The 13,329-nt window shown below is 46.8% G+C and carries 10 protein-coding genes; all 10 read right to left on the reverse strand.

Annotation, left to right across the window (positions count from 1 at the left end):
* Positions 1-225: 225 nt before the first annotated feature.
* The gene (locus tag QUB16_RS07750) at positions 226-1,464 is read right to left on the reverse strand and encodes an HhoA/HhoB/HtrA family serine endopeptidase (protein ID WP_445251104.1); all 1,239 of its coding nucleotides are present in this window, start codon (positions 1,462-1,464) and stop codon (positions 226-228) included.
* A 1,140-nt stretch (positions 1,465-2,604) separates the two neighbouring features.
* On the reverse strand, positions 2,605-3,687 hold the full coding sequence (locus QUB16_RS07755) for an AI-2E family transporter (protein ID WP_333315286.1): 1,083 nt from the start codon (positions 3,685-3,687) through the stop codon (positions 2,605-2,607).
* 257 nt (positions 3,688-3,944) lie between these two features.
* Positions 3,945-5,018, reverse strand: a complete 1,074-nt coding sequence (locus QUB16_RS07760) for a D-alanine--D-alanine ligase family protein (RefSeq protein WP_333315287.1) — start codon at positions 5,016-5,018, stop codon at positions 3,945-3,947.
* A gap of 197 nt (positions 5,019-5,215) precedes the next feature.
* The gene (miaB, locus tag QUB16_RS07765) at positions 5,216-6,556 is read right to left on the reverse strand and encodes a tRNA (N6-isopentenyl adenosine(37)-C2)-methylthiotransferase MiaB (protein WP_333315289.1); all 1,341 of its coding nucleotides are present in this window, start codon (positions 6,554-6,556) and stop codon (positions 5,216-5,218) included.
* 257 nt (positions 6,557-6,813) lie between these two features.
* On the reverse strand, positions 6,814-7,968 hold the full coding sequence (locus tag QUB16_RS07770) for a DNA cytosine methyltransferase (RefSeq protein ID WP_333315291.1): 1,155 nt from the start codon (positions 7,966-7,968) through the stop codon (positions 6,814-6,816).
* A 124-nt stretch (positions 7,969-8,092) separates the two neighbouring features.
* On the reverse strand, positions 8,093-8,521 hold the full coding sequence (locus QUB16_RS07775) for a hypothetical protein (protein ID WP_333083786.1): 429 nt from the start codon (positions 8,519-8,521) through the stop codon (positions 8,093-8,095).
* 59 nt (positions 8,522-8,580) lie between these two features.
* Positions 8,581-10,581 carry an FHA domain-containing protein gene (locus QUB16_RS07780; protein ID WP_333315292.1) on the reverse strand — a complete coding sequence of 667 codons (2,001 nt, stop codon included), beginning with the start codon at positions 10,579-10,581 and terminating at the stop codon, positions 8,581-8,583.
* 233 nt (positions 10,582-10,814) lie between these two features.
* Complete coding sequence (locus tag QUB16_RS07785) at positions 10,815-11,345, reverse strand: FHA domain-containing protein (protein WP_333315293.1); 531 nt, start codon at positions 11,343-11,345, stop codon at positions 10,815-10,817.
* Positions 11,346-11,819: 474 nt separating this feature from the next.
* Entirely contained in the window at positions 11,820-12,050 is a 231-nt protein-coding gene (locus QUB16_RS07790) for a KGG domain-containing protein (protein WP_006631632.1), read from the reverse strand.
* 475 nt (positions 12,051-12,525) lie between these two features.
* Positions 12,526-13,179, reverse strand: a complete 654-nt coding sequence (gene nfi / locus QUB16_RS07795) for a deoxyribonuclease V (RefSeq protein WP_333315294.1) — start codon at positions 13,177-13,179, stop codon at positions 12,526-12,528.
* Positions 13,180-13,329 lie beyond the last annotated feature (150 nt).

Here is a 13,329-nt window from a genome sequence, read left to right on the forward strand (position 1 = left end):
GATTTCTATAAATTATGGTAACAATGAGTACCCCCCACATCCCGACGGGGGATTAAACCCCGTCTCACAGACCAAGCCGATTAAGACTCACCTCTTGCAGCATTCTCAAAAACGGGCAAGATGCCCGTTCCACAAGAGATTAATTTTCTTGTGGAACAGGCCGAAAAGCCTGTTCCTAAAAGGATTATTGACAATGGTGCAATATCTAAGTTGCAATCAACAATTCTACTGCTGCTGATCTGCTGGAAAAGCACCTGCTTTCACCGCCACAGTAACAGGTTGTCCGCCACGGCTCAATTCAAGCTGCAGATCGCTGCCCACTGTACTTTTCTCGACAATTTGCTGTACGCTGCCAGCATCAGTTACTTCTGTACCGTTGATTTTCTTGATCACATCGGCAAGGCGAACTCCCGCTTGTGCCGCCGGAGAATTTTTCGCAACTCCCAAAACTAACACGCCTTTATCTTCAGTCAGCCTCAATTTTGTGTTGGGATTTTGATTAAATTCTCTCTTGATTTCGGGAGTAATGCTCAACATCCGAACGCCGAGATAAGGATGTTCGGCTTTTCCTACTGTTACTAATTGGTCGGCAATTTGTTGTGCTCGATCGATCGGAATAGCAAAACCCAATCCTTGAGCGCCTTGAATAATCGCCGTATTCATGCCGATAACTTGACCGCGCTGGTTCAGCAGCGGGCCGCCAGAATTGCCAGGATTGATCGCAGCATCGGTTTGAATAAAGCTGACGCGCTTGTCGGGAACGCCGACATCGGCGCTAGAACGGCCTGTAGCGCTAATAATTCCCACAGTCACAGTATTGTCCAAACCGAGGGGATTGCCGATCGCGATCGCCCATTCTCCCGGCTGTAACTCTTCAGATTTGCCCAAACTCACCACAGGCAAATTGTTAGCTTCTATTTTAACAACAGCCACATCAGTAACTGTATCTACCCCTAAAACTTTACCGACAAATTCGCGGCCATCCTTCAGTTTTACCGTCACCGTATCCGCCCCGTTAACGACGTGAGCGTTAGTCAAAATGCGACCATCAGAACCAAAAATAAAGCCCGAACCGGAACCCCTTTCTACCCGATTTCCCGGTTGAATGGGAGATTCTGAACCGAAGAAGCGGCGGAATTGCTGGGGTATCTCATCTGGAACTTGGTTCGTCACCGTGCGAGACGAATTGATCCGAACCACTGCCGGCCCGACTTCCTGCACAACTTTAGTAACAAAATTAGAGTCTTGAGAGGGCAGTATATTCGCAGGCAATGCTGAGATTGGCGCTGGAGTTGAAGGTGCAGCTTGAATGGCGTTAGAACTTCCCGGAACTTGAGAAGTTAGGGCGTTGCACCCAACTGTTGCGGTGGAGCCGAGCAAAATGAGGGATAAAAAAGCAAGTTTTTTCGGCAAATAGAAACGGCGAGAACGCACAGTTGTAGCAGGCATATTTTTGGTTGACATAGTATTGAGTTGGTGGGAGTTAGAGGGAGAGTTATAATTATGGTTTTGCATTTTTAGCACCTACTGTAATTAAATTAGAACTAAAGGTTCTTTAATTTTTATTCAAGCATTGATGATATCTGCTTGACTGGTGGGGTTTACCCTACAAGCTGGGGTAGAAACCGGACAGTGGCAGGCAAATTGTCTGTGGATTCGAGCTTTTGAGTGCGATCGAACTGGGTCTGCACTGGCGAATTGCTGTCTGAGTGCGATAATACAAACTACGGTAGCCAGCTCGCATATTCCGCATTTCTCGCGAACTTTTCACCAAAAAACTGGGTCTGAAGCCCCGTCCTTATAGGACGGCTTTACATTGAATTAAATCCCCTTTCGGGGTCGGAGAGGGAATTTTATGCAACCTCTCCGATTTTTGGGGAATGGTTGCCCCAAACTCCCATTTCTGGGGTAAAGTTAGCTTCGACAAAGTTATAAAGGCTTGCGCCGGCTAGCAGCACTGTCTCAGTGACCTTAAGACTGTTTAACCACTAGCGACAGAGCAAGGGACTAGCTTCGCATCAAGCGGGTGTCGTGACCTAAATAACGTAGCTATTTAAAGCTTAGTCTGGTCAGAATGGCCTGTTAGATTTCTCTTTCAAGCCTCACGCCTTTAGGCTGAGGTTTCTGACAGGATTGATATCCGAAGTCAACAACAATCGTGCACTCAAAAAAACCAGGTTTCTACGCAAAATCTTCGTTGTGAGCGATCGACGTTAACCTAGAAACGGAGTTTTTGACCCCGCCTGCATCCAGGAAGGATAGCAGCTAAAGCACCGGAAAGCCTCACCCGAAAGCAGGAAGTAAAAAACCTGTAATATCGTTTCCGGTTGTATCGGAATGATTTAACCGCAGAGGGCGCAGAGAACGCAGAGGGAGAGAATACAGAGAGGAATAATTCCGATGCTACCGGATTTGATATAAAGCCTCAAGCTAAAGTACCAACTAAACCTAAGTCAATCGATTTTAGATTTTAGATTTTAGATTAAAGAATTGAAGCATTGACTTGCGCGAGATAAATTCGGGGGCTTGTATCCTGGATGCTTTCGGTCACAATAGCCTGCAAAAACTCTTTTCAAATCTAAATTTTGAACCTATGGAGGAATTTTATTGCTCCATAGGTTCAATGGAACTAACCGAATCGATTTCCCTCGACTTGTTCCTCGAACTTTCCAAAACATCAACAGTATTCTTAATAAAACCAGCCATCGGCACAGCAACTAACAAACCTGCTATTCCTGCCACCTTAACCCCCACCAGCAGCGACACTAAAATCCACACAGGATTGAGACCGATAAAACCGCCTAATAACCGAGGAGCAACCCCGCTTTCAATTATTTGCTCAATTACTGTAGCGACAGCTAAAACTGTGACGCCGAGCCAAAAGTTGTTTAATGTGATCAGCAAACTGACAATGCAAATACTGAAAGGTGCCCCGAAGGGAATCATAGTCATTACACCCACACCCAAACCGAACAGCAATCCGAAGGGAACTCGCAAAATTAAAAAAGCAACAGTGATAGACAGTCCCATCAAGCCCGCCAAAGTTGCTTGGCCGACGAAGTAGTTGTGGAAGCTTCGCGCCAGCAACTCTCGCAATTGAAGACTATGCTTGGAGGGAAACCATTTAAACAATCCTTCCCATACGCGATCGCCGTGCAAGAGCAAGTAAAATGTCACGACTATTGTGAGGAGGAAATTCAACAGACTGTCTGCAGCACCCAAGCCAAATTTGAGAATTTCGCCAGTGAGAGACTGCAATTGAGATGAAAGTCGATCGCTCAATTGGGTAGTCAAACCGCTGACATCAATGCGGAGATTGCGATTTTCCGCCCACTTGTTGAACGCTTCAATCTGTTCTGTGCCAGAAACTATCCAAGTCGGCAGTCGGGTGGCCAGTTCAGTAATTTGGTTTAGCAGAATGGGGGCTAGAGTCAGACCTAAAACCACCAATAGCAATAAAGTCAAAAACAATACCGACAAAACTGCTCGATCGCGCTTCAAGCCGTATCTGTGCAGAAAGCGCACTGGATAATCTAGCAAAAAAGACAGCACTGTAGCCACTACCAAAACTGTAATCAGGGCGCGAAAATATTCAAAGACTAGGAGGGCTAACCAGCAGTTGAGTACCGCTAGGGGAAATACCAGTCCGTAAGTCCACCACTGCTGCAGTTGAGTGAAACGTCTCATCTAAGTTAACCGAGTTAAAATTTGAGATGCAAGATGTGAGATTGGCGCTGCTATTTGCCCTTCTCCGTTAACCATTTTATAGTGCATTTATTTATACCCGACTGCTGAAACTTCTCAGTTGCTCTGCCAGGGTAAATTGGGTTGCTGGCAGGCAGTGCCTGCCACAACTATGTTATATCGTTTCCGCTGGTATGGATATATTACCTGCGAAAATAATTTCTTTTCGGTTGGCACTGCAGCGGTTTGCAGCGCGCGATTCAACCTTTTTCCCCGTGCCGTTCGAGAGCTAATTGAATTAAACGGTCTACTAATTCAGGGAAAGAAATGCCGTCGGCTGCCCACATTTGCGGATACATACTGGTAGCTGTAAAGCCGGGAAAAGTGTTGATTTCGTTAATCAAAACTTCTCCGGTTGATTCAATGTAGAAAAAGTCTACTCGCGCTAAACCTGCTGCGTCTACAGCCAAAAATGCTTGCACGGCCATTTCTTGGATTTTCGAGACGATCGCACCGCTGACTTTTGCCGGGATTGAGCAGTCGGCTTGTCCCTGGGTATATTTAGTTTCGTAGTCGTAGAAATCGCTTTGAAAAGTAATTTCTCCCACCGTTGAAGCTTTGGGGTTGTCGTTACCTAAAACTGCACATTCTAATTCTCTAGCAACCACACCCGCTTCGACAATTATCCGCCTGTCGTAGCTGGCGGCGCTGTCGAGAGCAGATTCTAACTCAGCGCGCGATCGAGCTTTAGAAATTCCCACAGACGAACCCAAATTCGCCGGTTTAACAAAGCAAGGATAGCCCAAAGCTGCTTCAATTTTGTCGCACAGTTTCGGGAAAACGCAAGGATTAGACCAGATTTCCGAACGGTTAACAGCGATGTATTTTACCTGCGGCAAACCAGCTTGAGCAAAAGCCATTTTCATGGCAATTTTATCCATTCCCAGCGCCGAACCTAAAACCCCCGAACCGACAAAAGGAACTTGCATTAATTTCAGCAACCCTTGCACCGTACCGTCTTCACCGTTTGGCCCGTGCAAAACCGGGAACCAAACATCTACAGCATTAAAATTAGGAAACTGTCCAGAGGTGGGAGAATCATCTTCTGCTGTTTGTTCCTCTATTTCCAGAGGTTTTCCTGTGGCTAAGACTTCTTGAGGTAATGTTCCCGACAGCCAGCGGCCGTTTTTTTGGATATAAAAGGGCAGAACTTCGTATTTAGAGGCATTTTCCTCAGCAGCCAGGGCACGGGCGATCGCCCGCGCCGAACTAATTGAGACTTCGTGTTCGCCCGATCGCCCCCCGAACAATAGCCCGATCCGCATCATTGTCATTTTTCACTACTCCTAGGACTTTTCGACAAATATACACGCAGAGAGCGCAACTCAGGCACATACGAACTGCTTTAAGACTACTTATCTCCTCCCTTCCACTCTTCCTCTGTGTCCTCTGCGCTCTCTGCGGTAAAAAAAATTACATCTTCTTAGAAAAGTTCACCAGTAAGCCGTCCCCTATCTCATTCCAGTGCTATTTAAAGCATTTCCCCCGTCAAACTAAAAGCGCGAATATCTGTAATTTTAACCCGCACAATTTTACCCGCCAATTCAGCAATATCGCCCTTAAAAAATGTGAGACGATTGCCGCGAGTGCGCCCCATCACCTGAGTTGAATCTTTAAGATTCTGGACTTCCACCAAAACCTCTTCAGTGCGGCCGAAATAGCGCTGCGATCGTTCCATCGCCGTTGTTGTCACCACATGATTGATTCGTTGCAGGCGATCGGCTTTCACCTCCTCACTCAACTGATTTTCCCACAAAGCCGCCGGCGTCCCAGGGCGAGGCGAATAAGCCGCAGTATTCACCAAATCGAAACCAACCTCTTCGATCAACTTCAAAGTCTTCTCAAACTGCGCTTCCGTCTCCCCAGGAAATCCCACAATCGCATCCGCAGTAATCGAAGCATCCGGCATATAACGGCGAATTGTATCAATAATCCGGCGGTATTTTTCCTGAGTATAACCCCGCGACATCGCCTTCAAAATATCATTATCTCCCGACTGAAAAGGAATGTGAAAATGTTCGCAAACCTGCGGTAATTCAGCACAAGCCTTAATCAATCTTTCCGTAAAATAGCGCGGGTGGCTAGTAGCAAATCTGAGGCGATCGACACCAGGCACATCCTGCAAAAAATAAAGCAAATCCGTCAAAGTATGCTGGTTGCTGCCGTCCGGTTTTGTCCCCGGCAAATCGCGCCCGTAAGCATCAATATTTTGTCCCAACAAAGTTACTTCCTTGTAACCTTGACGGCCCAAATCCTCCATTTCCGCGCGAATAGCCTCCGGCATCCGCGACTGTTCAACCCCGCGAACATTCGGGACAACACAATAAGTGCAGCGTTCATTGCAGCCGTAAATTACATTCACCCAAGCAGTCACCTTGCTGTCGCGGCGCGGCTTAGTAATATCCTCCATAATTTCAACAGCTTCAGTCGCCACAACTTGATTGCCCTCAAAAACTTGTTCCAGCAAATCTTCAAGTCGGTTAGCGTGTTGCGGCCCCATTACTAAGTCTAATTCCGGCACTCGGCGCAGCAGCGCTTCACCTTCCTGCTGCGCGACGCATCCAGCTACAATTAAAGTTAAACCCGGTTCTTGGCGCTTGCGATGAGCTTGCCTTCCGAGGTTAGAATAAACTCTTTGTTCGGCATTGTCGCGAATTGTGCAAGTATTGTAGAGAATCAAGCTAGCTTCGTTCGGGTCTTCCGAGAACTCAAAGCCCATATTTTCCAGAATGCCGGCCATCCGTTCCGAGTCGGCTTTATTCATCTGGCATCCGAAAGTAGTGATGTGATAGCGGCGGGGTTTAACGGTCATGGCGAATTGCAGGCAAATAAAAAATATAGGTTTTCAACCTTAACCAACTATTATATAACAAGTCCCAACCATTTGTGAATTTTTCTTTTTATTAGTTCATTTAAACAACCCCGTTCACCAATCTCTAGCGTGTGTGAGGCGCGACGATTAACTGTTACGGGGGGCTAGAAACCCGGTTTCTACGAGTTTTGGGATTAGTCACGACAAATCTAGCAATAAACCGGGTTTCTGAGATAGTTTTGCGCTTATTTATCTATTTATTTTGTCTGTAAAAACTGTAAAATTGTTTTGGCAATACCTTGTGCAGCCAAATAAGGAACCCCATTGCCAACAGTTTTAAACATATTAGTCAACGTCATCTTTGCCGGCAGTGCAAAATCTTTTGGCAGTGACTGAATAGCCAGTGTTTCTGCAACAGAAAGCCGGCGAAGTTTGTAAGGGTGCAAGTGAACTTCGTTATTGCCGTAACAAGCTGTTGGCGAATAACGCCATCGGTGCAATCGCTTGAAAGATTTTTTTGAATCATCTCCTTCATCAACGGAAGCAAACCGCTTCAGGCCTGCTTTGGGTTGGAAATAGTGTTTGGCATTGGGATGGTTGAGAACGTCATTTTTTTGGAACCAAAATTCTACCGTTAAATCTTGGGGAATGCCATCAGGACAAGGCACGAAACCATCACCTGCAAAGGCAGTTCTATCCGGCCAAGGATGAGAAAAAATTTCTGATTTGGGATATAATACCTGACTTTGCCAAGGAAATAAACTTTCGGCTAACATTGGGCTTTTTTCCTCTAGGGAAATGCCCAGATTTTTGACAAGGTTTTTGCTAATCCCAATCAAAATAATTCTGTCTCTATCTTGCGGGACACCGTATTCTATCGCATTAATTAAACGTTCGGCCAAAACGTATCCCGAATCAGCCAACTGATTTTTGAGCGCGTCGTAAAAAGCTTTATGTTTTTTTGTTCTCCACAAACCTTTGACATTTTCAAATAAAAAGAAATCTGGCTGCTGCTGACAAATCAATTCAATGTATGAAGCGGAAAGTTGACCTTTATCTCCTTCCCCACCTCGGTTTTTGCCACCAATAGAAAAGTCAGGACAAGGCGGCCCCGCGATAAATCCCACAATATCGTGATGCTTGCGGGCATCCTGCATCAATTCCCGCAGGCGAAAAGCGGGTTCTCCCCCTACAAGTCGAGTTACATCTGCTTCCTCTCCTTCGCAATATCCGTATTCTGGTAGCGGCAAATTCAGGCACTGCCGAGAATAGCGGTATGCTTGCATGAAAGGTGGAAAAATTTCATTGACATACGCTACATTAAAGCCGATCGACTCAAAACCCAGATCGAGCAAGCCAGAACCCGAAAAAAATGAGAAAATACAGGGGATGGGGAATTGGGCATTGGGCATGGGGAATTGGGAATTGGTAATTGGTAATTGACCGGGGCGGGGCGGGTTTATGAGATTATTAATTTGAGGCGATTATTATTTGTAAAACCCCCCCTATAGGCATCACAAAAATCACACAATATTATTACAACCATTGGCCGCCACGGAAACGCCAGTGGGGAAACAAAATCCGCATCAGTGTTTGGGATGCCAGATAAATAGCCAGCCACACTAAACTATAATGCAAAGCAAAAGCTCCCAAGTCAAAATCTTGTGCAGATATCCCCGGTAAACCGATAATTTTGATTAAAAATAGCACAAAAAGTGCTTCCCAAATTCCAGCGAGTAATTGAAACGCGCCGGGCCAATCTCGATCCCAGCGGAACTGCTGGATGTAGATATATAAAGCATCCCAGCCGAGGCCAAAAATCGCTATATACCCTAAAATCCAGAAAAAAATTGAGCCTGATTGAGAAGTTATTAAACCTAGAAAAAATGGCAGTGTTACTAAAACCCCTACAGTTGCAAATAATAATATTCGAGTTTGCCATCGGCCAAATAAGGTGGGAGTCATTCAATTTTGGATTTTAGATTTTGGATGTTAGATTGAATGCGAAACGGTTTTGTTTCTAATCAATCTGGAGATTTATTGAAAATCCACTTCAACCACTGCACGAACGATCGCCAAACGCTCAATTTCCGCACACCAGCAACTCGGTTGGCGGCCAGACTTTCAACCGATCGCAAGGCGGCGTATTGCAAGCCCAGAAAACTGTCTACGGGCGCGTAAGGCCCTCCCAAAGTAATCGCGCCTGCTGCGTATACCCGGCCTTCTGTGTTGCTACCAGAAGAATTCCTCAATTCGGGCACTTCAAAATCGTTGTTAACACTCAGCCGGCCCAAACCGTTGAGGGGAAGATTATATTGAGCTACCAAATCGTTTAACAGGGGACTGGTTTTTACCTTAGCGTCCAAACCCGTAGCGTCAATAATAAAATCAGCTTCTAACTTAATTTGCCCCTTGAGTTCCTTCTCCTGAATGTACGTCACCGTGCGGTTTTGACTGTCGCGCTCGACTCGCTCGACTTCCCCGAAGGTAATTTGATACCATCCTTGACTTAAGCCTTCTTTGACAATCCGCCGCCAGTCGCTGCGCTGGGCTGTGGTAGTGCCGCCCCAGTCTGTGAGCAACTGCGGCCGCAATTCAGGGGCGGCTTTTTCCAAAAGTACGCGGAGTTCCCCGCCCCAGCAAGCTTTCGGCCAGTTGAAAGGTTGAAATTCGTAGTGATTTTCGACGCTGCGCTCAGCGAGTTTAAATTTGTTACCTTGAGGTTTGGGCGATCGCATCAAATGCAATACTTGAATGTTGCCGTTCCGCTGTCGCGCTTCGTAAATCCGCTGCACAACGCGCGAAGCCACAATTCCCCGGCCTCTAATTAACACGCTGCCGCCCCTAGCCTCCAATTTTTCGTAAACACTGTCGTGGCTTTCGTAAGCGTTGACAACCGACTCAAAATCCTGGGTTTTTTCGCGATAAGCTTGCAAGTCGGGCAGAAATTGAATGGCGGGATAGCCGGTGGCTAAGTGTACGTATTTGGCGATTAAAAAAGCGTGATCGCGGTGATCCGCATTCGATCGAGAATAAGCGATCGCGTACCTGCCGTCATCTGTTTTGCGAATTCCCCGCACTCTACCGTAGCGAAACATTTGATTCCACCCAATTCGATCGACCTCCCTGTCAATAGAATCAAACACATTCCCCGCGCGAGGCGTATAAGTTTCGGCAAAAGTCGGTTCAGCAAACACCTGCCACATCAACTTCAGTGATACTCCCAAACGCCCTTTGAGCAATTCCCGCCAAGCTTCCCGCAAAGCATAGGGAGGCCACCCCCAAATGTTGTCTGGACAAGAGTCAGAATTCGATCGTAGGCGTTCCCGCAGCGGAATTTGGGAATTCAGGCATAGACGCAGATAGCGGGCGTAAGGCTGGTTTTCCATGCCCAAAACCGCAATTCGATCGATTTTCACGCCGCAAATTCTCAGCAAATCCACCCAAATAAAGCTGCCCAAACCGCCGCCAACGGCAGCCCAATCAACTTCTGTCACAGGGAGTCCCATAGATTGGAGCGATCGCATTGACACTTGAGAAGCGTGCAAAAATGCGATCGGCGGAAATTCTCCCCTACTACCTGTTTGAGGAAGCTGCAACATCATTTGCTGCCCCCGTGGGTCTGGCCCATTGGTCTGCGGGTTAAAGAAAATGTGAGAATTGACCGACGGCGTTTCTGGGGAATTAACAGCAAAAGAAATGCCGATCGCGTAGGGCCCAACTTGCAGCATATCCCCGTTTGCCAGCACGCACCGGGTTTGGCGAACGCCGTTGACAAAAGTACCGTTGCGGCTACCCGTGTCAGTAAGTAAAATACTGTTGCCTTCGGTGCCAATCACTGCATGAAAGCGAGAAACTTGACTGCTGCTGAGGGCAATTCGAGAAACTCGTTTCCCGTTGATTGTGGCGGGCATAGCTTCAAAAATTCGTCCCAAAGCGATGGGTAAGTCGAGTATGGGGGATCGACAATCCCCCGTAGCTGTATCTGTCCAAGTCAGTCGCAGGCGCAAGGGTTGAGAATTCATGATTATTTTTTAAACATCAGCCGTCGGCTTTGAGCTTTCTGCAAAAAAAGATTTGTGAATTTGAAAGTGTTTAGCGGATACCCTGATTTTCCGTTTTTCTTAAATCTTGCACCATTGTCAAGAACGGGCAAGATGCCCATTCCACAATAGATGAATTTTCTTGTGGAACAGGCATCTTGCCTGTTCCTAAACAAGTAATTGAGAATGGTGCAACATCTCAGTTTTTCAAACTTTCACGGAGACAGCATCACACTCGCCGCCGCCGCCAAAGAAGTACCGCACCACGGACACCCCGCATTCAACTGCGCGTAAGGCGAAATTCGGCTGCATTTGGGACACTGCAAACCATATTTTGAAGGCCCCGTCGGCTGAAAGTTACCAGGTGCGGGAGGCCCAGACAGCAAAACTGTCTGGGGCGCGGCTACTTGCACCTCCGTCACATTCACCACCTCGATTTGCACTTGGCCTAAATGGATGTGACTTCCCGATTTCAATTTTGCTTCGCCTTGGGCGAGAATTTTTCCGTCTACCAGCGGCGGATTGCTTTCGCGCAAATTCCGCACTGCATACTCCTGCAATTCCTGATTAAAAAATATTTCAACGTGCAGCCCCGATACGCTGGGATGCGAAAATACTATATCGCACTTCGCCGGATCGCGCCCTAGCCTGACGGTTCCCGGATTTTTGCTCGGCTGTCCGTTTTCAATTGTCTGAGTTTGGCGCACCCCAGCTTCTGTCCATGCTAAAGTGAGCTGGTTTGTCATGATTTTATAGTTAACTCAAAAATATAAAAAAATATTAACTGATTTATTTTGAGGACGGAGTTCCTCACCAAAAAACTTAATTATAATTATTGACGCCGACTCGATCGAACTTCTAAAAATATTATTATGTGCAGCTAAACAAAAAAGCCCTGAGTTCGGGGCTTTTAGTGCTCGTATTGGCTTTTTTTGAGAGACTGACTCGCGCTTGTCAGCTTTTGTTTCCCGCAAAATTATTTAGCGCAGCTTGGTAAAAAAATTGCTGTTAAAGATTGAGCAGCGATTGCTAAAAACTAATTCCTGTGGGGTTTTCACCTTTGCGAAGCTTTGGTGCGCTAGTCACGAATTTTGGAGGTTGGGCGATCGAACTACCTCGGTAACTTCGATCGCCCCACCTCCTCAAACGTTCACTGTCCTAGTGCTATCTCTCACGCTGCAACTGTGCAATCTTTCATTACAGGGCCAGCCTTCAGAGACTTAAGCTTCGCTCTTGCGGCTTTTCCGACCGCCTTCGCGACCAATTTGAGCCATGTGTTCGCGATTTCTGCTGACAGCTTCGCCGCCTTTTTGACCAGCTTGTCTGGCTTCTTCAGGGGTGAATTCGTGTGCAGTTCCTTTCTCGTGTGCAGCTTTTCCGCCTTTGCTAGCAATTGCGCGCTGTTTTTCTGCATCCATAGAAGCGAATCCGCGTTTGCTTTTCTCAGCCATGACTGTCTCCTTGTTTGTTTCTGATTTTTTAGCTCGATCGCGCCTTCGCCTCCCACTGTCATGGTTACTCCCAGTCAGTGGTGAGATATCCGACGGTAAATTATGAAACCTCATCACACGAATCTAAGCTTTTGGTTTAACTCGCAGAATGAATCTTTCATCATTTACAAATGTGAACTAAAAATAGTTCACGCCCGGGCACTATAGTTAGAGCCGCCAATGTTTTAAGCTGGTTACTGTCTTTCAATCATTCTATAAACCCCCCCAACTTTTATACCTCTTTCTCAGGTATAGTCATTCTTTAGTTCGCTGGAAGGATGCTTTAGTTCGCAGGAAGGATGGAACCGAAAGCTGATTGGCAGTAGACTCAGAGGATTTTTCGACTCGGGCGGCGACACCTCAAAAATTAAAAGTCCAAAGAGGGATGCTTTTGTGGTCTTTTTACTTTTTTTTTGATGCCTTCGGCGCTTGCCAGTTATCCCGATGTGAGTTGGTCTGCCGATCGAGTTGTTTCTGGTAAGCGATATTTTGGGGCGCAGCGCAGGACGTACTCGATCGCACCGATCAAGTTTACCTTATGACCTATGGAAACATAAATCGGCTTTATCCCTGTTTGCGTCCTCAGCGCTGCTCCTACCGTTGAGCCCGACCGCAGCAAGGGTTGCCAACTGCCCCGATCGAGTCCGACTTCTGAATGTTCTCCAATAAATCGATTTTTGGCAACTCCGATCGTGGGAATCCCTGTCAAAACCCCCAAATGGCAGGCAAGACCGAACCTGCGGGGATGGGCTAGTCCTTGACCGTCGCACAATATCAAGTCTGGCCTCAAACTGATATTTTCCAAAGCTTCGAGAACGGCAGGCACTTCTCGAAAAGACAGGAAACCCGGAATATAAGGAAAAGTTGTAGGACTGCGAACTACAGCTTGCTGCTGCAATTGCAAGTCGGGAAAGCTCAGAACTGTTACAGCGGCCCGCGATACATCGTTTGCACTGTCGTAGCCGACATCTACGCCTGCGACGTACCGAACTGTGTCCAGTTGATTTTCGGTAATTACCTCTGACCGAAGCTCTTCTTGAATGGCGATCGCCTCTTCAACTGTCTGCGGCCAAGGGTGTCGCTGCAACATTTTGATTTCTCTTCAACCGTTCTCATCTAAGCTTAACTTATTTTCGGGCATTTTGAAACTCGGATTTTTATCGTTTGTAGTCATAAATTCCTAACTTGCCCTCCTGAGTCTTTTTTTCTACTCAGGAGGGTTGAGCAAGGCGGGCCGATG

Source organism: Microcoleus sp. D3_18a_C4 (genome assembly GCF_036702415.1).
Classification (GTDB): Bacteria; Cyanobacteriota; Cyanobacteriia; order Cyanobacteriales; family Microcoleaceae; genus Microcoleus.

Bases quoted from the DNA above. Each gene is read 5' to 3' on its own strand.
- QUB16_RS07750 (WP_445251104.1), bottom strand. From the start codon at position 1,464: ATGTCAACCAAAAATATGCCTGCTACAACTGTGCGTTCTCGCCGTTTC.
- QUB16_RS07755 (WP_333315286.1), bottom strand. From the start codon at position 3,687: ATGAGACGTTTCACTCAACTGCAGCAGTGGTGGACTTACGGACTGGTA.
- QUB16_RS07760 (WP_333315287.1), bottom strand. From the start codon at position 5,018: ATGACAATGATGCGGATCGGGCTATTGTTCGGGGGGCGATCGGGCGAA.
- miaB (WP_333315289.1), bottom strand. From the start codon at position 6,556: ATGACCGTTAAACCCCGCCGCTATCACATCACTACTTTCGGATGCCAG.
- QUB16_RS07770 (WP_333315291.1), bottom strand. From the start codon at position 7,968: ATGCCCAATGCCCAATTCCCCATCCCCTGTATTTTCTCATTTTTTTCG.
- QUB16_RS07775 (WP_333083786.1), bottom strand. From the start codon at position 8,521: ATGACTCCCACCTTATTTGGCCGATGGCAAACTCGAATATTATTATTT.
- QUB16_RS07780 (WP_333315292.1), bottom strand. From the start codon at position 10,581: ATGAATTCTCAACCCTTGCGCCTGCGACTGACTTGGACAGATACAGCT.
- QUB16_RS07785 (WP_333315293.1), bottom strand. From the start codon at position 11,345: ATGACAAACCAGCTCACTTTAGCATGGACAGAAGCTGGGGTGCGCCAA.
- QUB16_RS07790 (WP_006631632.1), bottom strand. From the start codon at position 12,050: ATGGCTGAGAAAAGCAAACGCGGATTCGCTTCTATGGATGCAGAAAAA.
- nfi (WP_333315294.1), bottom strand. From the start codon at position 13,179: ATGTTGCAGCGACACCCTTGGCCGCAGACAGTTGAAGAGGCGATCGCC.